Raw genomic sequence first — 22771 nt, 5'->3', positions numbered from 1 at the left:
CCATGCACACTACGAAGCGGGGAGAACCGTTACCAATCAATGGCGCACTGAATCGACCCAGGACCAAATTAGGTCTCGAACTGTCAGCGTGGATGTCCATTGTTTTCGTCACGGTGACGGTTTTCCTCGCCGGTTTCAAATGGCTCGCTATCTTCAGCTTTCCGGCGCTGTTACTTGGAGCGTGGCTCATCGTTCGCAAGCACCCCAAGATGTTTCAACTTTGGTCTCTGAGCCTAAAACAGAGGAGCTACTATGACCCTCGCAAATAACGCACCGTGGTTTACCAAGGCTGGCGCAGCGAGCAGCATTGTGCCAATCTCGCACTTTGTCGGCAATAGCATTTTCGCGCTCAAAGCCGGAGGCTACGGATGCCTTTTCTCGCTTGATGGTATCGATGCGGAAAGCCGGACGGATGAAGACTTATACGCCAGGGTGCGCGGCGTGGAAGGTTCGCTCCGAGGGCTTCCTCAAGGAGCCTGCCTATATCAGTACACTCGCGTCCGGGCGGGTTTCTCTCTCCCTCGGCAAACAAAGTATCCGGACGCCGTCACCCAAGCATTCGCGGATGACCGCATCAACTTTCTGAACCGGGCAGCCCGGTTCCGTCGGATCGACTTGCACTGGTGCCTCACAATCGAGCCTGATGTCAGCAACCCGCTAAGCCGCAAGCCGAAAGATCAAAGCATCGCGACTGACCGACAGCTCTTTGAACTCGAAAAAGCGGCAACAATCCTTGAGTCGCACCTGAGCGAATCAGTCGGCCTGAAGCTCCTTGGCAAGGAGCAAGCCTTTCAGTTTTTCAGCTATCTCTTCAACCTTGAAGAATGGGCATCCGATGTCCATCTGCGCTCGGATGCTGGTGCAGACCGGCAGATCGTGAGGTCCCCAGTTGAGTGGCACAGCGAGCACCTCCGCATCGGACGCCGCTTTGTCCAGATGTTCCCGTTGACCGGTACGCCGGAGATCTCTCGTCCCTGTCTGTTTATGGGCCTCATGGAGCTCGATTGCGACAGCATTCTATGTTCTGTGTGGCGGCCCCAGTCGGACAGTGCCACACGTAAGGAAGTGACAAGCCAAGAGAAGTTTCTAGAATTCTTCAAGCTTTCTCCTTTACAACGTCTGATGAGCGGAAGAAATGCTGCCCCGCTCGAGACCACGGCTACAGCGAAAGCTGTTTCCAGCAATGTCGACAACCTCAGCGAAGTCGTTTCATCGCTCGACAAGCTTGGTCAGGGCGATTACGCCTTGCGGCTGTTGCTTTCGGCGGGGTCCGCCTCAGAGCTACGCGCTGCAACGCCTGCTGTCCATCGGCTCTTCGTGGACGCCCGTGCTCCCATCATGGAAGAGACCTACGGCAATCTCTCCGCCTTCTACGCGATGTTTCCGGGCAATCGGCAGTTCAACGTGTATCCACTCTGGCTGCGGGAAGATCATCACGCACGGCTGTCCAGCATTTTCGCGCCCCACTTGGGTCACACGCATTCTGATGACCTCGACGCTGAGTACCTGAACATCTTCGAGACCCGGACCCGGACACCCTTTTTCCAGGACACCTATGTGAACGGTGTACGCGTTCAGCTCATCATCGGCCCAACAGGAACCGGCAAGAGCGTCCATGCCTGCCAGATGCTCAGCCTGGAGCAAAAGTATGGCGGCTTTACCTTCATTTTTGATATCGGCGGCAGCTACGAGAGCGTGGTCGAACTCTACGGAGGTCGGATCGATCGGGTCGGCAAAGACGGTCCAAGGATTAATCCGTTTGCACTTGAGCCAACCGAAACGAATATCGCGTTCCTTCATTCCTTCGTTAAGTTGCTGCTCACCAACTCGGGGGCGACGCTTGGCCCTGAGGACGATGACGATGTCTTCAAATCAGTAAGAGGCATTTACAACCTGCCGCAGGCCATGCGTAGGCTCGCCAATCTGACACTGCCCAAACACCTCGATCGTTACATGGCGAAGTGGAAGGATCAGGGCGTTTACCACGCGGTCTTTGACAACGCGGAGGATAGCCTGCGCATGGCGCGTTTGCAGTGCTTTGACTTCCAAGGTGTCAACAACAAGCAGTATGCCGACCTCATCGAACCGTTGATGGTCTGGATCTTGCGCCGTATCGACGATATTCTCTACGACCCGAGGAACCTAGGTGTTCCCAAGCATGTGCTCATTGAAGAGATCTTTTCCAACATGAAGAACAAGCATTTGCTTGAAGGGGCACTTGCTTCCATCAAGACGGTGCGGAAGAACCTCGGTGGCGTGACCATGATCGGGCAGTCTGCGAATGATTTAGGCGAGAACGCTGACTCCATCGTGAACTCGTGTACTTCGTTCCTGTTCCTACCCGACGCGACCTTCAACCGCAAGTTCTATGGCGAGCTCTTCAAGCTCAGCGAGCAGCAGTTGGATCTCTTTGAGAGCCTGCGTCCGCGCGAAGGGCTTTACGTCCGGCGTGACGGCATCACCAAAGTCATCACCCTCAATCTCGACAGCCGGAGTTACGCAAAGTTTTCGACGAAGCCGAAGGACAAGGTGCGGCGTTCGAAGCTGATCGAGATGTACGGACTTCATGAGGGCATTGAGCGTTTTGCGCAGGGCGAGTCGGCATAGCAGGCTAGGCAACACAAACCCGTTCAAAGGAGACGTTATGACTTCAAAGCTCTTTACCTTTGTGACCGCGGCCGCCATCGGCGCTGCGGGGAATGCACAGACTCCGCATCTTCAGCCAAGTGCGCCTCGCACTATCGTCACGGCGGATGCCGCCGCACCCCCAGTGGTCCGCGCCGCCCTTCTCCAATCAACACTGATCGAATTGCCTGCCGAGGAGAAGGTCGCGACCGTCTTCGGAGGCGACACGGTCAGTTGGGTCTTCGACGCCGGGCATGTGGCCAGTCGTTATATCTCCATCAAGCCCAAGGTTGCCGATAGCACCACGGACCTCCACATCGTTTCTGATCACGGCAATGAGTACACGATCGAACTGAAGGAGATCTCCACCGAGAAAGACAATCCTCATTTTGATTCGAAGGTTTACGTCACATCGAGCGACCCAAGAGCCGCGGAGAATATAGCGAAGTCACCTGTCTTCGTACCCGCCGCTGAGGCTGACGCGAAGGAAGCACAGCTGAAGAAGGAGGCTGACGATGCCCGCAAGGCTTTGGAGGCCGACCATAAGGCAGTCGCGACGGCAGCCGAGAGCTATAAGGCCACCTATCCCGGCACGTTGCACTTCGACTACACCTGGGACCAAAAGAAGGGCGCGGCACTTGGCGTCGAGCAGATATGGCGCGATGACAAGTTCACCTATTTACGAGGCAAGTTTCAGGAGACCCCTGCGCTCTATGAGCTAAAGGATGGCAAGGGCTCGCTCATCAACTACGACTTCGCCAATGGCCTCTATACGATTCCAAAGACCGTTGCTCAGGGATACCTCTCCATTGGCAAGCAGCGCGTCGACTTTCGGCAGATCAAGGCGGGGAGCTAGTCATGACCGAGACACCTGTTAGTCCTCCTGCAACCGTCCCCGAGCAACCAGAGGCCGGGACTCCTCTCAACAAGAAACAGCCCTTGCTAATCCTGTTGTTCATCATCTTGCTGATCTTTGTGGTATCGAGCGTCGTAAACGCTGGAAAGAGGGCTGCTCCGGCAAAGAGCCTGATGGCTGCTCGGCCGGCTGCCGCGAATCCGCAGCAAGTGAATAGCTTTGAGACCCAGCAGGAGCAAACCGCAAAGAAGGATCAGGAAGAGCAGCAGCAGCGTCTCGCAACTGCCGCTCTGCTCGCACAGATTCAGGGTGCAGAGGCGCCCGGACCGGAGTCTCCGAATGCTCCGCCGATGACCGCGGCACAGCGAGCAGCCCTTTACGGACCGAACAACCCGAACGCGCCACAGGCGACCTCGCAGATGTCCGAGCGTCAAGCCCAGGCGAAGCAAGCTGCACTAGCCCGTGAGAAGCAGCACCAGGATGCGCTCGACAGCGACACCGTCGCCGTTGACTTCGCCCGGCCAGCAGCCGAGAATGCTCCGACCCAGACACATCCTGCCTCAGCCCAGTTGCCTTCGGCAGCGCTCAGTGAGCATCTTGAGAAGCCCGGCACAGTTGAGGGAGTCGAGGACGCCGCAAACGGCAAGCCGCAGCCGAAAGACGCCGCGATCAGCAAATACGACTTCGATACCTTCGACGGCAAGCTCTATCGAGTGTTCGAAGGAAGTGTCTTCGAAGGCGTCGTCACCAACCACATCGACGGAGGCCTGTCCGGGCCGATCCTCCTCATGCTCACCACCGACTACTATTCGCATGATCACCAACAGCTATTGTTGCCACAAGGGACACGACTGGTAGGAAGCGTCCAGGCCGTGAACAGCAGCCAAGCGCGCAAGATGGTGGTCTCGTTTCACCGGGCAATATGCCCCGATGGGTTCTCCATCGACCTCGACAAGTTCGCTGGTCTTGACCCGCTTGGCACAACCGGCCTCGCGACCAAGGTAGATAATCGTTATCTACAAACGTTTGCCGTCGCCGCCACAATCGGCGGTTTGGGTGGCCTCGCCCAGGTCGGCAACACCAACATCCTCGATCCGTCGGCTCAGATTCGGAACGGAATCTCCTCACAATCCAGCGAGGAAGCCGAACAGATCCTCAACCACTTCCTCAATCGCCTTCCAATCATCACCCTCAAGGAAGGTTCCCGAGCTCGGGTCTACATCGGCCGTGATCTCCTCATCCCCTCTTACGCAGAACACCGCGTGGAACCAGCAATGTGACGTAAAGGAGCTAACCATGCAGCTACTTCTGACTAAGTACCGCAGCGGAGCCCTCGCGGCCCTCTTCCTCACGCTTACCGCACTGCCCGGCCATGCGCAATTTGGTGGCGTTGTCTTCGACCCTACGCAGTCTGCCCATGCCCTGCAACAGATCTACCAGAACGTGCAGAACAGTGTTACGTGGCAGCAGCAACTCGCCAATACGATTCAATTGCTGGCGACGGCTGACAAGGACTACCAGCAGGCCATCACGACCTACAACATGATCCATGGCAACCTGAAAAACTTCAGCAGCAAGTCGATCTGGCAAACCATCCAGTCGCAGCTGACTCTATCAAGCTTCGCCAACCAGTACGGGGAGACGAGTGGACTTCAGGCTGCCATGAACGGTCAAGCGCCGGGCACGTCGAGTTTGGTGTGGCGGCTCATGAATCTTGGCCTGAACTCGACTTCGTCGTCCTTCCTTCGCGGACAGGTTCTCGGGTCGAGTCATGCTCTGGCAACTCTCTCGCGAATGGAAGCCATGGACGGGGTCTCCAGCCAATGCCTTGGGTCGGTAGGCAATTACAACATGATGCGTAATGGAAACTTGCTGCCTCAGAGTTCGCTTACGCAGTCGCAGTTCGATACCACATCCTTCACGACGACGGAGCTTGAACAGCTCAATCTCCTGAACATGGCGAACGCTCACCATCTCAATGAGTCCCAAGCGCAAGGTGCGCTCCATGCCTGCGAAGCCGCTCAGGCGGCGGTGCAGAACATGGCGCAGCGAACAGCCGCAGCGGATGAGATCAACAATGCTGCGTTCGTTCAACAACAGCGTTCCGTCTTCTCTTCGGCGCCAGCCAATAGCTCCCATACTTGGGACACGTACCTGCCCTAACAAGGAGGGGCCATGCAGCAAGCACTTCGAACAAAGCTCTTGATCGGCATCCTTGCAGTTCTGACAGCGATAGGCACACTTCTAGCCCATGAGCTTCAGGTGAGCAAGGAGACGGCCGCATCGACAGCCAAGACCGCAGCCGAACGCGAGAAGGCAGCACAGATCGATCGCGACGACAAAGCGGCCATTCAGCGGATCCGTGAGCGCAATGCACAGAAAGCGGCCACGGCCCCGAATCACTAATCGCTACGCATCTTGGAACAGAGGAGTAACCACAAATGATCCTCCAGACGATGGCCTCCTCTGCTTTTTTCTTGCAGACCGGCACCGCCCCGGGCGTTGACTGGCTATACCAGTTCACCAACAACCTCACAAATCTGACCACTCAAAATGGAGACGCGCTTTCCTCTGTAGGTATGTCTCTCTTAGCCTTTGTGAGCCTCATGAAGCTCGTTCGCATGGTAATTCACTGGAACACCTCGACGATGACAATCAGCATGAGTGCCCAGCCTGTTCGCATCGGCGATCTAGTGGAATTCTTGCTTCAGCTCATCATCTGCCTGCTCATCATCAACTACTGGACGACACCATTCCCAGGGGCGAGCTTCGGCTTCAACCACTTGTTCTCGTACTTCGCGCAGGTCATCGTTGCGGCACTCGATCAGAACTCGCTGAATCAGTTGCAGCAGGCGCTCAGCAATGCGCTCAACAGCACACCTCAGCCCAGCTACCTGGCGCCCTTGGAGATCCTGACCTATCTGCTCGTATATGTCTTCGTTGGACTTGCCGGCGGAATCCTTTTTCTTATCAACTGCTCGTCCTTCATCTTTTATGGCGTGGCGGCACTCTTTGGACCAATCTTCGTACCTCTTCTAATGTCCCGTACCTTCCGGGGCAAGTTCTACAACTTCGTCGATGTGCTGCTCAGTTTCGCGATGATTCGGGCTGTCGCGGCTGCCTTTATATTCGTCTGGTCGGGGTTCATCGTGGCCTTTCTTCAACAAACGTTCAACGGCGATTATTCGCTCCCGATGTGGATCGCGAACCTGTACGGAGTGATCGCTGTATTCATCGCCTTCATCCTCAACATGACGATGGTGCCAACAATCACACAAACCCTCTTCGGCGGCGGATCGGGTGCTGCCGGAAGAGTGATGCAAGTGGCCGAAGCCTTGCTCATCAGGGCGGCGGCGATAGGAGCGGCCTGATGCTTGCACTGATCTATGCCTACCTCTGTGTACCTCGCGGCCTGAAGTTCATCGTTCGATGGCTCGCTATGCTCTTTGTCATCGCCGTCTTTGGTCTGGTGTGCCTCCTGTTCTACCGGATACTCATCACGATGCCGGATCACCCGGACGGATTCTTCCGTCGGGACTCACACTCACCGATGTCGCCGGACTCTATCCGCTACCATCCGCATCACGTTGTCACTTTGAGGAGGGTACGTGAAGACTGAAAGTCTAAGTCCCAACCAGGTCTTGCTCGTCGACGAGATTGCAAACGAGAAGTACGTCGGCTTTTATGCCGAACGCAAGCTGAGTCGGCTGGTTATCACGGCCGGAAGCTTGCTGCTCCTCGGATCGTTTGGCGTCATCGTTTCGCTTGCGCACCGACCGGTTCTGACGCGCTACATAAGAATCGATGAAATGGGTAAGGCAACTGCGATCCAGTATTCCGACCTGGCGTATTCCCCGCGCGAAGGCGAGGTTCGTACCTACCTAACGGATTGGGCGAATTACCGGTACACCATCAATCGGGAGACGATCTCGAAAAAGTATCCGATGAACTATTACTTCCTGTCGACGCAGCTTGCAAATCAATACATGGCTGAGGACAACGCGGTCCATTTGGTCTCGCAGGTTTTGGGCAACCAGATCGAGCAGAGCGACGTCGAGATCGACGGGGTCACCATCACGTCGATGTCTCAGGAGACGGTCAAGGACTCTCCAATTGCGCGTGGTACAGCCCTCGTGAACATTACAAAAATCTACTCTCCCCGCAACTCACGGCAACCTCGCAAAGAGCACTGGGTGCTGTCCGTGACGTACTACCTCAATCCTTCCCAAGTCAGTGCTGCAGCGCAGACCTTCCCTCAATTCGAGACAATCAATCCGCTGGGCCTTACGATTACCGAGTTCCATGAGAACAGGCTGTCGGTAGAACCGATCGATCCTGCGGCCTCTCCGCAGATCGCAACGGCTCCGGCGATGGGAGTTTCACCTACCGCTGCACGCTCGACAGGGGTAAGCCGATGAGTTGGGATCTCGTGCTTGGCTTCTTTCCGGAAGAGATGCAGGCGCTCATCCTCGACCCTTCGATCTCTGACCTCATGATCAATGGAACGACTGGGGTCTATGCCGACCGGAATGGATTGATGGAGCACATCCCGCTCACCGGTGGATTGACGACGGAGACTCTGCTTGCAGCGACCCAGCAGATCGCGCGAAAGCTGGGGCAGAACCTGTCCGATCAGAACCCTATCCTCAACACGCGACTCCCTGATGGCTCCCGGGTCGCCGTCGTCGGACCGCCTCCCTCGATCCATGGCATCACGATGACAATCCGCAAATTCAACCGCTGGTACACATCCGACGAGTTGATTGCGTCTGGGAGCTTACCACGAACCGTGCGGGACACCGTAGTCGGCCTCATGAACGATAAGAAAAACGGCATGATCAGCGGGGGAACTGGCTCGGGTAAGTCGACGCTCATGAAAGCGCTCCTTGATCACGTTCCTGCGAATGAACGCCTGGTTGTCATCGAGCAGCCGGCAGAGCTCAAGGTTTCCCATCCCAACGCCGTCCGCTGGGAGGCTGTGGAGGCGATTCCAGGCCAGGTTGCCATCACACCGAGCCAGCTTCTCGCCGCCGCTCTGCGTCATCGCCCCGACCGCATCATCATGGGTGAGATACGTGATGAGTGCGGCTATGACTTGCTGCAAGCCATGAACACCGGGCATGGTGGAACGCTCTCCACCATCCATGCAAAGTCCGCATGGGATGCCCTGAATAGGCTTTCTGATTTGGCCCTGAGTGCCAGGGCCAATCTCAACCACGCATTCATACGCTCGGAGACAGCAGAGGCCATCGACTTCGTTCTGTACTGCGAGCGCGATGCCACGGGCCGCCGCCGGGTGCGCGAGCTGATTACCGTGAACGGATACACCCACGCGGACCAGAGCTTCCAGACGGAGGACATCTATCGTGCTCCCGCCGCCTGAGCATCGGGCAAACAGCTAAAGAACCGAACCCGAATCGAGGTCACTTCGATGTACCGTCATGCTGCCAAATCGGCTGCACAGCCCAACTCGTCTCTAAAAGCGCCCAGTGTGGCATTTCGGCATAGCCGAGAACGCAACGGAGGGTGCTCTGAGCCCCCCTTCTATGGAGCCTTTGGAGCGATGAGAGGAGCTGCGGTCTGGGCGAACATTCAGCGCCGAGATCGAGAGTTTGACCTAGGTGCATCGGGGAGCCTTCCGCCTCGTATCCCGTCCTCTGCTCGGGGTCACGCTTCGGGGCCAAACCGGCGCCCTGCGGCTCGGCGTCGTTCTGCTTCGACTATGTCGCCCCTGCGGGGTCTCGGTTCCTCCCAAAAGAAGTTTGAAAGCCGCAGCAACGAACGCTGCTCAAACTTCTTTCGGGCCCCACCAAGAAAGCACTCCTTGGCACTTGGGAGCCGGGCCCACTCGCTGGCTTTGCCAAGTGTGACCCGAGCAGGATACGGGAAATTCAACGAAACGGAGATCACCACCATGTACTCAAACAAAGTCACCCTCATCGGATTCACCGGCGCTGATGCAGAAGTTCGCACCAACAACGACCGCAGCCTCACCACTCTCTCGCTGGCAACCAAGTCCTCCTACAAGAAGGACGGCAAGTACATCGAGCACACCGAATGGCACCGTTGCGTGGTCTTCGGCAAGCTCGGAGAGTTTGCAGCCACGCTCAAGAAGGGCGCTCATATCCAGGTCGAGGGCGAGCTGCGCAGCCGGAAGTATGACAGCAAGAAGACGAACTCGGAGCAGACCATCTGGGAGATCCGGGTGAACTCGATTCTCAAGCTGGATCGGGCTCAGAAAGCGGCGGCGGAAGACGAGGATGAATCCACCGAGGAAGAGGCCGCATAGGCCCTTCCTCCTGTCCGAAGGGTCCGGCATCGAGCCGGACTTCTTCGGCTGCTAAAGGCCCGTGGCATCGCGCTCGCAGTGCAGGTCGGATTGGAGGTATCGAGATGAATGGAACAGCCCAGGACTTTCTTACCCGTTGCTTCGCTCCGGGCGACACGATCGCTCTCTTGCTTCGCAACGAGAGCACCGCAAAAACACAGCAACGCATCGTTCCTTTGGAACGTGCGCTCGCGCCCCGTTACCGTGGCTGGCTCGCTCATGAAAACCACCATGGAGCGAATATCTATGTGGCTGCCAATCCGCTGCTTTCCGGCAGCCGGAAGCGCACCAAGGATTGCATCGCTTCGATTCGCCACCTGTACATCGACATCGACGTGAATGGAGAGTCCCGGCTCGCTGCGCTCCGGGCCTCAGAGCTTGTACCGGAGCCGAACGTGATCGTCTCCACATCAGCCGGCAAATACCAGGTGTTGTGGCGTGTGGAGGATTTCGACTTTTACACGCAGGAGATGACGCTCAAGCTCCTCGCGATGGCCTTCCACGGCGACATCTCCTGCACGGACTGCAACCGGGTTCTTCGTATCCCCGGATTCAAGAATTGCAAGTACGATCCCGCCCAGTTCGTCACCGTCGAATACCTCTCCGATGCAACCTACCAGCCGGATGACTTTCACCTGTATGTCCTGCGCGAAGCCTGCGTGATTCCGCCCATCCCGCAGCAGCCGATTCGCCGAGATATGCAGACCAACTCCGAGCACGATTGGGCTTGGGTCTCGCGCGAGCTTGCTCGCGGAAAAGATGCCGTGACGCTCACTCTGGAGCTTGCTTCGCGGCGCTCCGACAAGCCCAATCCCGCCTACTACGCCCAGCGCACAGTCGATATGTCCTCGGCCCGTCTCTGGCTGATGGAAGGTACATCCATCGCGGACGTAATCACCATGCTTGAGAGCCGCAGACAGCCTGAGATTCCCGCAGCACTTTGCTCCGCTCGGGCGCGGGAGATTGCGGCCACGGCGCAACGCATGATTGCACGCAACAAAGTCGCCTGAATTTATCACCCAAAGGAGAACAGCAATGCCATTACTCGAAGTCATTCAAACCCGCCAGGTCAGCGCCTCTATCCGGCTCACTGACTCAACCGCTACGCAGGTCGATCAGTACGCCGCTTTCATCCACGCATCGGCGGATGATGTGGTGGAACAGGCGCTCGCTTATGTGTTCCTGAAAGATCGCGACTTCCAGGACTTTCTGAAGACACCACAAGCGAAGCAGGCCTCTTCGACGCTTCGCATTCGCAGAGCGCCAGCTAATGATGCCGCGGAGCCCCCAGCAAGGAAGTCAGTATCCGCTGCCTCATCGCCAGCACATGCACCCGCACAACCAGCGGCATTTGTGGCGGGATCGAAAGCATGATCCCGCTGCTAATGCAGTGGCAGAGCCACTACGGTGCTGCGCACCGGAAGAAGGTTGACACTCCATCCCTCGAAGGATGTCGTCTCAGCCGAAAGTGGATTCCTATAGGAATCCGCCTTCTAATGAATCACTTACCAGGCATTGGATTCCTATAGGAACTCGCAGATTCCTATAGGAATCCAGCATTTCCGAGGTAGCTATGAGCTGCACAACATCTCCCGATGATCTCGACCTTGGCACCCGGCTTCGCCGCTCGCGCGGGCGTAGCGGCAGGGTGTTCTCCGTCAACTCCAAACTGACTGAACCGGAGTTGCGGCTGCTTGAATCCGCCGCCGCTCACAACGGCAAGGCTGTGAGCGAATGGGCGCGCGAGATTCTGATCGAAGCAGCGCAGCGCAGCGGTCCTGACGTGGTTCTGGTGGAACTCGTGGCTACACGCATGTTGCTGGTCAACATGCTGAAGATGATCGGGCAGACCCGCGCGCTCCCCGAGGCCGAGTACACGAAAATTCACACGGAGGTGCAGAAAGTGAAGCGGAAGATCGCCCGTGAGCTGGCAGAGCAAACAGAACGGTTGAACAGCACAAAGGAGAGCTAAACCATGGCATCGACCTGGGGCAGAAAAGAGACGCTTATCACACCGCCGACCGTGCCGGTGTACACCTTCACGGCAATTGGAGTAGCGCTCATGTGTCTATGCTTTTTTGCATGGCAGAGGGTCGCGTTTTCCATGTCCATCATGCAACGGAGCTACTTGACGGAATACGTCCGCGCAGCCGCTGGCTCGGCCTTCCACCAAGCCGGTGAGTACCGACTGTTCTATCTCTACGGTGCGACGAAGAGACAGCCGCGTCTTGCCCTTCCATTTGATTTCGAGGATGGCCAAACGACGCTGCCGAACGGGAAGACCGTACCCATCCAGCTCACTGCGCTTCCGCAGGCACAGGGCTATCGGTGGTTTGGGCGGGGTCTTCCGAAGAGGTTACAGGACGCATCTCTATATGGCTGGCTTCGCCTCACGTTTTTCAAAGGCGAAAGCCTTCCGCACCTGTTTCTCCTGACCTACATCGAAGCTGGGGTACTGCTGGCCATCATGCTTTGGTTTGCGGTCCCAGCCGACATCAAGCGGCTCAAAGTTCTAAAGTATGGCCGCGTCCTCCGTGGCCCCGAAATGATGAGCCCACGCGAGTTCCACCGCGCCGTCATGCGTGAGTTTTGGCGTAATCCCCTGGGCGAGTTCCGTGCATGGAGAGCCAGTAAGGAGGGTGGCAACCAAGCTCATCTGGGACTTGGTTTCAAGACCACGGAGATGACCGGCCTGATGCGGATTCCGCCCGGCAAGGAGTCCCAGCACTTTCAGATGATGGGCGACACCGGCGCGGGCAAGACGACGCTCATCATGCAGCTACTTCGACAGATCCGGGACCGTGGAGATGTGGCGATTGTGTATGACCCGGCTTCGGAGTTCGTGCAGCGATTCTACGATAAGAAACGCGGCGACATCATCCTCAATCCGCTCGACGCGCGTTGCCCGTTCTGGTCGCCCGCCATGGAGATCGAGAGCAACCAGGAAGCCACAACGATTTCCGAATCCTTATACCAACCATCGGGCGGCAGCTCCAACAGTTCGAACAAGGAGTTCTTCTACCGAACGCCCGCCCAAATCTTCGCCCATCTGCTCCGCGAAGGACCCACGCCCCACACGCTGGCCGAATGGATGGCCGATGAAACTCTCCTACAAAAGAAGGTCAAGGGGACGGAGATGGCGTTCTACATCGACCGCAAGGCTGGCCCTCAGGCGGCGGGCGTTCTTGCCAGCCTCGGACTAGTCGCGCAGAGTCTCCGGTTGCTCCCGCGCAAGGAAGAAACCACGTCGATGTGGAACGCCACCGATTGGGCTAAGCAGCGCGAAGGTTGGATCTTTATTACTTCCAAGAAGTCTCAGCGCGAGGTGCTGCGCCCACTCATCTCACTCTGGATTGACATCCTCGTGATGCGCTTGATGGAGATTCCCAAGCCGGGGCAAAAGCAGGTCTGGTTTGTGATTGACGAACTGGCCAGCCTGCAGAAACTTCCACAGCTCCACAGCGCTATGACAGAGAGCAGGAAGTCGAAAAATCCGCTCGTGGTCGGCTTTCAGGGCCGCGCCCAACTGGAGGACATCTACGGCAAGATCGCCGAGGTCATGTTGAGCCAGCCCGCCACCAAAATCTTCATGAGAACCACGGAGGGTAAAGCCGCCGAATGGATCTCGGATACGCTCGGCAAGGTCGAGATCGAGCGCCTGAAGGAGACGCACTTCGACGGCTCCCGCGCGGGCAAGAACTACACCATCGACAGGCAGATTGAGCCTCTGGTCATGGCGTCTGAAATCTCTGGCCTGGAGGACCGCCGCGCGTATCTGAAACTTGGCAATCGGATCGCCCGCTTCGATTTCGACTACCACGGCCTGCCGACGATGACGGATGCGTTTATTCCCCGCGAAAACGCCGACGACAAGCTGAAGTTTGATCGACGCACACTTGAGCCGCTGGCCCCACCAGCCGCGCCCGCCAGTGCTGAAGCTCAGACGCAGCCTCTGTCGGTGACAGAGCCCAAACCGGAAGCGAAAGAACCGCAGGTACCTAAGCGAAAAGGAGGGGCGCAGCACCGCCGTGCTATTACGATGTCCGGGGATGGACCCGCGGAAAAGGCCAAGGCGCAGACAATTGGGCAGTCAGCCCCGGAACCCAGCGGCATTGCTGCCGTCGCATCCGAGTTTCTTCAGGAGCTGCAACAGTTCCGCGAATCACTGGAGGAGCAGGGCCGCGACGTTTCGGAAGACGAGTTGAAGGCGGTCAGAGAGGAATGGGCCGATATCGTCAACCGAGCCGAAGAGCAACCGGAGCAGACCACTTCCGACCCGATCATGCTCACAGATTTAGACCCTTACCTTATCCCCCTTCATGATCCTCAGCACCAAACCCATATCCTGCCGCCTTACGACGATGAGCAGTTCAGCCTCTCTCTGGAGTAGCCCCGATGCTGACGATTTCAAAGGCACTCAACTCCTCGCAGGCGGGGACGTATCACACCAAGGATTTTGTGTCCGAGACACAGAGCTACTACGCGAAAGACGACGCCCCGCTAGGCGAGTGGCAGGGCGACTTGGCCGACAGGTTCGGCCTCTCGGGAGCCGTCAGTAAAGCCGACTTCATGGCTCTCGCCAATGGTCAGAACCCGCAAACCGGCGAGCAGATGGTGAAGCATCGCATCGCCAGCGAACAGACCAACCCGGATGGTTCCATCACCAAGACGGTGGAGCACCGGGCCGGTTGGGATGCTACCTTTTCCGCGCCCAAGTCCGTGTCCCTGACCGCTCTGGTGGGCGGCGATGAGCGCGTGCGCTTGGCTCACCGGGAGGCGGTGACCGCTGCACTCTCCGAACTGGAACAGTACACACAGGCACGGATCGGCGGCAACAACCCTGGCGAGCAGACCGGGCGGTTTGTCGCAGCCAAGTTCGAACACGATACTGCCCGCCCGGTCGATGAATACGCCGCTCCCCAGCTCCACACCCATGCCGTTATCTTCAACGTGACCGAACGGGAGGACGGCTCGCCCCGTGCCCTCCAGGAGCGAGCGTTCTTTGAAAGCCAGAGATACGCGACGGCGGTGTACCAATCACACCTGATGTACAGGCTCCGCGAGCTGGGCTATGAGTTAGAGCGTGGGCGTTCCGGCGCCCCGACGATCAAAGGCTTTTCGCAGGAATATCTGGATGCGTCCAGCCCACGTTCCGAGAAGATCCGGGAGCATCTGGAGCGGAACGGATTTAAGGGACCCGAGGCTGCGGAGATCGCCGCGCACTCCACGCGCGAAAAGAAACAAGACCTCACCAAAGAGCAGGTGCTGCAGGCGCACCGGGAGGTCGCCGCCGAGTTCGGCAACCAGGCCAGCCGGGTCGTTGCAGAGGCGCGGCAGCGATCCATCGAGCAGGGTGTACGACAACCGTCGCCTGTCCGCGCACAGGAGGCGATGACCTTCGCTCGCGACCATCTTTTCGAACGCGAGGCTGTTGCCGACGAGCGTGCGATCATGACGGCCGCGCTTCGACGCAGCATGGGCGAGGCGACCTTTTCCGAGGTCCGCGACCAGTTCTCGGCGCGCCGTGAGCAAGGCCAGTTTCAAACTCTCGGCCAGCGGACCTATGACTCCGCGCAGCGGTTTACGACGCCTGAAACCTTGGCCGCCGAGCGTGCCAATATCCAGCAGGTCAGGGAAGGCAGACATGCTCTTGCGCCCATGATGACCGAGCGCGAAGCCTTCGCTCAGGCCGATACGAGGAGCTTTCTCAATGACTCCCAGCGGCGCGTTGTTCATGAGGTACTGACCTCGACGGACCGCGTTCATGGGCTTCAGGGGTTAGCCGGTTCAGGCAAGACCGCGAGCCTTGAAACCATCCGGGAAGGGGCGGAAGCGAAGGGATATAAGGTGGAGGGTTTGGCGCCCACGTCCCGCGCTGCTGCCCAGCTCCGCGAGGCCGGAATTGAGGCGAACACCTTACAGAGTTTTCTCGCCCGCAAAACAGAAACCAAACCTACCAACCGACATCTCTACATGCTCGACGAAGCCTCGCTCGCCTCTTCGAAGCAAATGCGGGATTTTCTTCAGAAGGTCTTGCCCGAGGACCGGGTTTTGGTCATCGGAGACATCGGCCAGCATCAGGGCGTGGAGGCCGGCAAGCCCTTCGAGCAGATGCAGCAGGCCGGGATGCAGACCTCGCAACTGGATCAGATCATGCGGCAGAAGGATGCGGAGCTGCTAAAGGCGGTCCAGCACCTTGCCACCGGAGAGACAGAGAAGGGCGTCGAGTTGCTGGCCCAGCAGCGCCGCGTGATCGAGGTAAACAACGGCGTGGATCGTATCGCGGCCATCGCCAGGGACTATGCCGCCCAACCGGAAAACACCATCGTCGTCTCCCCGGACAACCGCAGCCGTCAGCAGATCAACGAGGCCATTTGCGCCGAGCTGCGAAGCACCGGCCAGCTTTCCCCGGATAGTCGCGCGTTCCAGACACTCGCGCATCGCTCCGACCTCACCGGCGCGGGCCGCACCTGGGCGGCGCTCTACAATCCCGGCGATGTGATCCGCTACGAGTCCGGCAGCAAGGCTCTCGGCTTCGAGCGGAATTCCAAGGCCCGTGTGATCGATGTGGACGCCCGGACCAACGCCCTCACCGTTCAGAAGCAGGACGGCGAGCAGATCTCCTACGACCCCAAGCGGCTCTATGGCGTGAACGTCTTTGAAGAACGCAGCCGGGATTTCAGCTTAGGCGAGCGCATTCAATTCACCGCCGGAAACCGCGATCTCGGCATCGCCAATCGCGACCTTGGCACCATCACGGCACTTGAGGAGCGCTCCATCACCATCCGCATGGATGGCAAGAGTGGGCGCGAAGTAACATTCGACCCGACCGAGTTCCGGCAGCTCGACCATGGTTACGCGGTCACGTCCCACAGCTCGCAGGGACTCACCGCCGATCGCGTGATCGCCAATATCGACACCGATTCCAGCCGCTCCCTTATCAATGACCGGCTAGCCTATGTCGCCATCTCCCGTGCCGCCTACGACGCCCGTATTTACACAAATAACGCCGCCAACCTGAGCGAGCGGCTGGCAACCGATGTTTCGAAGAGCTCGGCCCTTGACCTCAACGATGTGCGGCAGGCGGTGGACAGCTTCCGGCGCGATGACCCACAGTCGGGAACCGCGCTCCTGCGGGATACCAATCGTATCCAGGTCTACAGCGACCCGGAACACCGCTTGGCTGCCGTGGTGCAGGATTACGTTTCCAGAGAAGATCGCGCCGTCATCTTCGCTCCTGATAAGGCGGAGCGTGAAGAGCTGACACGGCTCATCCGTGCGGATCTTCACGAGCAGGGACGGTTGGGCGAAACCTTCAGCGCCAACGTCCTCACCGACAAACTCCTGTCAGACAAAGATGCCAAGATCGCCGCGGTCTATGAAGTCGGCGACGTGATTCGTTATGGCAGCAAGGGCAGCGATGAGCTGGGCATCTCCCCGAACACCTATCGAACAGTGACCGGCGTAGACGCCGAAAAGAACCTCATCACCGTCACCGGAGCGGATGACAGCCCCCGCGTCTACAACCCTGCAACCGAGTGGCAGATGCGCCTTAAAGCGACGGTCTACAGCCCCGAGGAGCGCGAGCTGGGAGAGGGGGAGCGCATCCAGTTCACCCGCTCCGAGTGGGATCAAGGTATCCGCGTCGGCAATCTTGCCACCATCGAGCAAATCCACGAGGACGGCGGCCTCTCCGTCAAAGTCGATTCGGGAGCCAGCCTGCAGCTCACACCCGAACAGGCGCAGCACGTCGAGTATGGCTATGCCATCGAATCGACGAAACGCCTGGCTGTAGATCGCGTCATCCTGAGTGGCGAGGCCGAGCAGATAACAGCGCAGCGCGAAGCCCTCTCCCAGCTTCCCGCAAAGCTCCACGAGCTGACCGTGTTCACGTCGGACGGTTACCACCCCGCGTCGCCTGACCTTGCCGCGCAGAAAGAGTTTGCCGTTCTGGCTGTCGCGGAAATTCCCATGCCGGGGATCGAGGCTCCTTTCATCGAGGTTGAGGGGTATGCCATCGAGATTTAGCCGATCCGGTCAGCAGATCGTCCCGAGAGACTTCTGCAGTTCAAGCCCTGAATCGCGATCTAAAAAGAAATCAAGCTGACCAACGGCCAGCAGTTTCTTCCTGTTCCGGCTTCACGCGCTTTCTTTTTAACCTCGCCCATAATCGGAAGTGACCGGTCCCCGAGATGGATAAAGCTATAGGGCCTCATCTTTCTCGTCCGCATATTATGGAGAGATGAAGAGCGAACCGCGTCCTCTTTGGCTGATCCGACAGGAACACGGAACGCTTGCTGAAGCGCGAACTCGCGCCATTTTGCTAGACAGGTTTTGGATATTGGAGCGCTCTGCGGACATTGACGGTGCAGATCTGATTATTCAGCGCCGACTGACCCATCGGTCACTCTTAGACCGGACGCCACCACGGGTTGGGTTCATCCAGGCAAAGTTCTACGCTGATCCAACTACGACCCACTATGTCCACAGCGAGTATGTGAGAAGCCCCGAGGGCAGGCCCCGAAGTGAGTTCTTCGTGATTTGCCATTCAGGAATAGAAGACCGGGCGCAGTCGTTTCTATTGTCCGCAGAGGAGATCTGCGAGCGCTTCAAACTGACATCGTCGGAGCACAGCAAGCCAGGCAGATTCGTTCTGCCAGGCCGGGCGGTCCTTACGCATCGGTTTCAGATCCTTGACAGAGGAACTGTCCTAGACCGTATTGAGCGTGCGCTTCACGATGCAGATTTTGACACAAATCGTGCCTTTGCCGCATGGGCGCTCCCAACGGTCAAGAATGAGGCACCTCCGATCCTCGCGATGTATGAGGAGAAGATCGATAACCGATGGGCGGATATTCCAACAGAATTCGAACGCATTCGGGAACGAGCCAAAGATGCGTCGTATCAGCTAGAAGATGCATATCGTCAACTATGTGATATTCAGGAGACTCGTGACCCTGAACGCGCGGTTGAATTGGCAAAGCAGCTGAAACGTGAGTGGGGGAAGCACATCGATCTGCCTGAGGACCTTTTCGATGATGGCTTGCTAGCAGCTGTCGATCTGCATAAGAAGCGATATGAACAACTCGACGCTGCGGGACTGCTTGGCGCGCACGCAGCTCTTCGCCGTTCCGTGACGGAAAGGATCATAAGCGATATTGCACCTCAAATGCCTATGGCCCGAGACATGGTTTACTTACTCACGACTCGCTACGACCGGCAAGCTTTTGTGAACGTCGTACATGAAAGTCAGTTTGTCAAGCCAGGGTCGCTATGGCCCGTGCCCGTAGAGGATGAGATATTTGGTGGACTTCGTGAGATGCCGAATCCTGTAGGCGTCTTAGACGCGAAAGATGGAATGGTCCGCGCTTACCTGGCCCCTGGCAGATACAGCTATCAGGTACCCGCTTAAGACCTGAGATGGTCACGGATTAGTAACTGGGAAGACATTAAGATGGTCGATACGCCCGGGACGTGGGCTGAAAGGATTCAGGAGGTCGTACAAGGTATGGTTCTTAGCATACTAGAAAGGGTACTTACAGACCGCTTCGGTCTTTGATTGCCCACCGGCTTTGAGTGCCTGCCTGTGTACCGCGATTTCTCTCTTCGACTCCTGGTAAGCAACAATATCCCTCATGCCTGATTACGATTTCCGTTCTTTATCGCCGTATGACTTCCAGCTAATGTGCCGCGATCTCCTTCAGGCAGAGCTGAGAGAGACATTCGAGAGCTTCACCTCAGGGCCAGATGGGGGTGTTGACCTACGCTGCCTTGACGCGGACATCGTTGTCCAGTGTAAGCATTACGCCGGTTCTCGGTACGAGAAGCTTAAGAGTGTCCTTGCAAAGTCGGAAGTGTCGAAGGTAGCCGCACTGAGTCCGGAACGATACATTTTGTGTACCTCTCTCGGGCTCACTCCAAACAGGAAGTCTGAGATACGGGGGATATTCGACCCGTATTGCATTACGGACGAAGATGTTTACGGCAGGGACGACCTGAACCGTCTTCTGACTGCCTTCCCGCGCATTGAAGAGAACAATTTCAAGCTTTGGCTAACGAGCGAGGTAGTGCTCCGAAGGCTGGTATTCGCAGGTCTACTCGAATACTCCGAGCGGGCGGTCGAACGTGCCCGGGCCAAGAATCAACGATACGTCCAGACTCCGGCTTTTCGAAAGGCTCTGGATATCTTGGAAGAGCACCATTCCTGCGTCATCGCCGGTATTCCGGGTATTGGCAAGACGACTTTGGCTGAAATGCTTATGGTCCACTACGTCGATCGACACGATTTCCAACCTGTTCGTATCTCTTTCGATTTCTCTCAAGTGACGCAATCGGCCCGATACCAAGAGAAACTTGTCTTTTATTTCGATGACTTCCTTGGAACGACGAAGTTCGACAAGCTGTTACGGAACGAAGATGCTCGCATCATCGAGTTCATGGAAGACGCCGCGCGCAACCCCCGTTGGCGTTTCATTATGACCACACGCGAGTACATCCTAAACCAGGCGCGCCTGCGGCTTGAAAGGCTCGCGAATGCGAACCTCGATGCTGAGACATGCGTGCTCGATCTTGATGACTATAGCGAGTCGGCACGTGCGGCTATCCTCTACAACCATATCTTCTTTTCGGGGCTTTCTAGGGAGCACAAGCTTGCTCTTCTAAAGAATTGGACCTATCGCCGGATAGCGAATCACAGGAACTACAATCCACGCATTGTCGAGCATATGACCGACCCTCGCAATCTACGTAGTGTAGTTGCTGGCGAGTACGCCCAAGACTTCATCGCGTCCCTCGATAATCCGAGCCGGATTTGGAAGCACGCATTTGAAGAACAACTGACTGAGGGTGCGCAGTACTTGCTTCTCGCCCTTGCTTCTATGCCGACTGACTGTCTCGTGAAGGATTTGGAAGACGTCTTCGAGAGCTTCCTTAAGCTACGAGCAAAGAGGGGTGGTTTCACCCGTCAGCCTCACGAGTTCTCGAAAGCCCTGAGAGAATTAGACGGAAACTTCATCTCGACGTCGATGGTCGGAGACGACCGGCTTGTCAGTTTTCACAACCCCTCAGTCGGCGACTTCCTTGCGCATCACCTGGATGCAAATGAAAAAGACGTCATGGATCTCCTGGATTCGGCGGTCTTCTTCGAACAGTGTGAAGCATTGGCCGACGGTCCGAAGGGAGAGCCTTCAAAATCGGCAGCGAAGCTGAAACAGAACATGGAAAGGTCGCTCCGCCGTCTCTTTCAATCATCGTCCGCCCACTTGCAACAATGGAGCACTGACGCGGGCCTCGTTGGAATGACACGCAACGAGGTAAATTCGATCGATCGAGTGTCAGCAGTCGTCCAACTGACTGAACAACTGGACAGCCCTGAGCTACGCACATTTGCGAGGCAGCTACTCCAGCAGACCGAGAAGCATTTTGAGAGTTTGCGCCTTGACGTCGTTGCGTATGCTCGGATTGGAGAGACTCTGATGAACAGAAAGATCCGAGATGAAGTAGATGAGTCGTATCTGCGTTCGCTGAAGTCTCACCTGGAAAAACGTGCGTCGGAGATGATATGTCATCAGGCTGTGCTTCTCCTAACGGAACGCGGAAACTCGTTTTTTTCACCTGACGAGGTCGGCTTCTTCAAAGACTCATTTGTCTCTTTCTGTGAAAAGGAAGCTGATGAGATATTCCTTCAGACCGATGCTGACCACATTCGGACACAGGCCCATTCCTTGGAGTTCACAGCAAAGCGTTACGAAGTCGAAGACCGGACTTCATTGTTTACTACAGAAATGCTGAAGACGGCAACGCTGATGGACCCCGAGGAAGAGGAAACGCCAGAGCCCGAAAAGGATTGGGACCAGGAGCCGTCCCAGTCCTTTGATATGGACGAGATGTTCCGCGGGCTCTCATACGAGATCGAGAACCTCGACGAAGCTGATGATGTCAGCACCCCAGATGATGCTCAGTCGGTCTAAACCGCGATAGCTTGGTCGACCTCGTATACCTTAGGCAACCAAGAGGCTGTTGTTCTGCCTTCAAGCGTCTTTCGCAATTCGATGGTGATCAGCCGGTCGTCCATGTAGGTCGGACTGAGCTCAAGAGACAGGTAATCAAAGAGCTGTTTTTCGTGGACCGCGACGATGATTTGCCGCTCCTTCTGCTTCGAGAGGGTCCGGAGGAGGGCCGCGAACTGCGCGATGTGTACTTCGTCCATACTCTGCACGGGGTCATCGATAAGCAGACAAGGGAGTTCGCGTTTTACCGACAGGTGGAGCGCGAGGAACAGTGTGAGTGCGGCCGTATTGAGATTGCCAGCACTCAACATCGCTCTGGGGTTTCCACCTTTGCCACCGTCTCGGTACAACGTCTCCAGCACAGCTTCGACATTGGCTTTGGCAGAGTCTGGCAATGCAAATGCCGGGACGAAAGGTTCTTCAGGCGCGAGACGAACGAAAAGGTCACGCCAGACCCGGTTCAGGTCCTCGTTGAAGACCTTACGCACAATCTTGCCCCGGGTCTCTCGTGCCTCATCGATGAGGCCTTTCGCAATGCCCATCCTGCGGTCTGCCTCTTCTTTCGCAACATAAAGGAGCAAGAGCCTGGCCCGTTTGGTCTGGAGTTCACTATGGACCAATCCTAGCCTTTTGCGCTGGTCTGTAAGCTGTTCTACCACCGAGATCGCTTCGGTGCGGTTTGCGTTCTGGGCCGATAGACGACGTTCGTTGGCTTCAATGTAATTACGCAATCTCTCAATGCCGCTACTGCTTGGCTCAGACTTTTCGAGCATAGGTTGCGACAGCGATAGAGCGAGATTGTCCAAGTTGGTCCGTAAGGTTGTCGCAATATGTTCCTTGCTGCGGAAGTTTCCCAGTTGTCTTGCAGCCGCTGCCGCCTGTCGTTCAAGGTCGGCGCCGTGCTTGTCGAGTCATCCGGTCGACTACAAGCCATCGTTGCCGATAAATCGACGA

19 protein-coding genes and 1 pseudogene are annotated in these 22771 nt (G+C 57.1%); 19 read left to right on the top strand and 1 reads right to left on the bottom strand.

The window, feature by feature from the left end; translation table 11 throughout:
- Nucleotides 1–2: 2 nt before the first annotated feature.
- From ACPOL_RS21395 to ACPOL_RS21305, 19 genes and pseudogenes are all read left to right on the top strand, one after another.
- Nucleotides 3–269, top strand: a complete 267-nt coding sequence (locus tag ACPOL_RS21395; RefSeq protein WP_114208860.1) for a VirB3 family type IV secretion system protein — start codon at nucleotides 3–5, stop codon at nucleotides 267–269.
- Entirely contained in the window at nucleotides 253–2607 is a 2355-nt protein-coding gene (locus ACPOL_RS21390) for a VirB4 family type IV secretion system protein (protein WP_114208859.1), read from the top strand. Before ACPOL_RS21395 ends, ACPOL_RS21390 begins: the two co-directional genes overlap by 17 nt.
- Nucleotides 2608–2644: 37 nt before the next feature.
- A complete protein-coding gene (locus ACPOL_RS21385) occupies nucleotides 2645–3481 on the top strand; it encodes a TrbG/VirB9 family P-type conjugative transfer protein (RefSeq protein ID WP_114208858.1) in 837 nt (278 codons plus the stop codon).
- A gap of 2 nt (nucleotides 3482–3483) precedes the next feature.
- Nucleotides 3484–4761: a TrbI/VirB10 family protein gene (locus ACPOL_RS21380; protein ID WP_114208857.1), complete on the top strand. Its 1278-nt coding sequence runs from the start codon at nucleotides 3484–3486 to the stop codon at nucleotides 4759–4761.
- 16 nt (nucleotides 4762–4777) lie between these two features.
- Nucleotides 4778–5644: a hypothetical protein gene (locus ACPOL_RS21375; RefSeq protein ID WP_114208856.1), complete on the top strand. Its 867-nt coding sequence runs from the start codon at nucleotides 4778–4780 to the stop codon at nucleotides 5642–5644.
- Nucleotides 5645–5656: 12 nt separating this feature from the next.
- Nucleotides 5657–5887 (top strand): hypothetical protein, encoded by a 231-nt coding sequence (locus ACPOL_RS21370; RefSeq protein WP_114208855.1) that lies wholly within the window; start codon nucleotides 5657–5659, stop codon nucleotides 5885–5887.
- A 35-nt stretch (nucleotides 5888–5922) separates the two neighbouring features.
- On the top strand, nucleotides 5923–6852 hold the full coding sequence (locus ACPOL_RS21365) for a type IV secretion system protein (protein WP_114208854.1): 930 nt from the start codon (nucleotides 5923–5925) through the stop codon (nucleotides 6850–6852).
- Nucleotides 6852–7100, top strand: a complete 249-nt coding sequence (locus ACPOL_RS21360) for a hypothetical protein (protein ID WP_114208853.1) — start codon at nucleotides 6852–6854, stop codon at nucleotides 7098–7100. Before ACPOL_RS21365 ends, ACPOL_RS21360 begins: the two co-directional genes overlap by 1 nt.
- On the top strand, nucleotides 7090–7899 hold the full coding sequence (locus tag ACPOL_RS21355; protein WP_114208852.1) for a VirB8/TrbF family protein: 810 nt from the start codon (nucleotides 7090–7092) through the stop codon (nucleotides 7897–7899). The genes ACPOL_RS21360 and ACPOL_RS21355 overlap by 11 nt, the downstream gene beginning before the upstream one ends.
- Entirely contained in the window at nucleotides 7896–8864 is a 969-nt protein-coding gene (locus ACPOL_RS21350) for a TadA family conjugal transfer-associated ATPase (RefSeq protein WP_114208851.1), read from the top strand. Before ACPOL_RS21355 ends, ACPOL_RS21350 begins: the two co-directional genes overlap by 4 nt.
- 531 nt (nucleotides 8865–9395) lie before the next feature.
- A complete protein-coding gene (locus ACPOL_RS21340) occupies nucleotides 9396–9770 on the top strand; it encodes a single-stranded DNA-binding protein (RefSeq protein ID WP_114208849.1) in 375 nt (124 codons plus the stop codon).
- 104 nt (nucleotides 9771–9874) lie between these two features.
- Nucleotides 9875–10819 carry a DNA-primase RepB domain-containing protein gene (locus tag ACPOL_RS21335; RefSeq protein WP_114208848.1) on the top strand — a complete coding sequence of 315 codons (945 nt, stop codon included), beginning with the start codon at nucleotides 9875–9877 and terminating at the stop codon, nucleotides 10817–10819.
- A gap of 25 nt (nucleotides 10820–10844) precedes the next feature.
- Nucleotides 10845–11183 carry a hypothetical protein gene (locus ACPOL_RS21330; protein WP_114208847.1) on the top strand — a complete coding sequence of 113 codons (339 nt, stop codon included), beginning with the start codon at nucleotides 10845–10847 and terminating at the stop codon, nucleotides 11181–11183.
- 199 nt (nucleotides 11184–11382) lie between these two features.
- Nucleotides 11383–11781 carry a hypothetical protein gene (locus ACPOL_RS21325; protein ID WP_114208846.1) on the top strand — a complete coding sequence of 133 codons (399 nt, stop codon included), beginning with the start codon at nucleotides 11383–11385 and terminating at the stop codon, nucleotides 11779–11781.
- Between the two features lie 3 nt (nucleotides 11782–11784).
- Complete coding sequence (locus ACPOL_RS21320) at nucleotides 11785–14199, top strand: type IV secretion system DNA-binding domain-containing protein (protein WP_114208845.1); 2415 nt, start codon at nucleotides 11785–11787, stop codon at nucleotides 14197–14199.
- A gap of 5 nt (nucleotides 14200–14204) precedes the next feature.
- Nucleotides 14205–17837, top strand: a complete 3633-nt coding sequence (gene mobF / locus ACPOL_RS21315; RefSeq protein ID WP_114208844.1) for a MobF family relaxase — start codon at nucleotides 14205–14207, stop codon at nucleotides 17835–17837.
- Nucleotides 17838–18051: 214 nt separating this feature from the next.
- Nucleotides 18052–19221, top strand: a complete 1170-nt coding sequence (locus ACPOL_RS21310) for a hypothetical protein (RefSeq protein ID WP_114208843.1) — start codon at nucleotides 18052–18054, stop codon at nucleotides 19219–19221.
- Nucleotides 19222–19444: 223 nt separating this feature from the next.
- Nucleotides 19445–19612 (top strand): annotated as a pseudogene (locus ACPOL_RS36460) (restriction endonuclease); the annotation flags it as partial.
- 90 nt (nucleotides 19613–19702) lie between these two features.
- Nucleotides 19703–21778, top strand: coding sequence for an nSTAND3 domain-containing NTPase (locus ACPOL_RS21305; protein ID WP_236656932.1), 2076 nt, complete (start codon nucleotides 19703–19705; stop codon nucleotides 21776–21778).
- Here ACPOL_RS21305 and ACPOL_RS21300 read toward each other — a convergent pair.
- The gene (locus ACPOL_RS21300; RefSeq protein ID WP_150133087.1) at nucleotides 21775–22548 is read right to left on the bottom strand and encodes a hypothetical protein; all 774 of its coding nucleotides are present in this window, start codon (nucleotides 22546–22548) and stop codon (nucleotides 21775–21777) included. The two genes, ACPOL_RS21305 and ACPOL_RS21300, sit on opposite strands and share 4 nt — an antisense overlap.
- Between the last annotated feature and the right edge of the window lie 223 nt (nucleotides 22549–22771).

Origin of the sequence: Acidisarcina polymorpha (genome assembly GCF_003330725.1) — a bacterium.
In the GTDB taxonomy this organism is placed as follows: Bacteria; Acidobacteriota; Terriglobia; order Terriglobales; family Acidobacteriaceae; genus Acidisarcina; species Acidisarcina polymorpha.
Note: the sequence above shows the minus strand (reverse complement) of the source record. Positions and strands in the feature narration are given on the sequence as shown.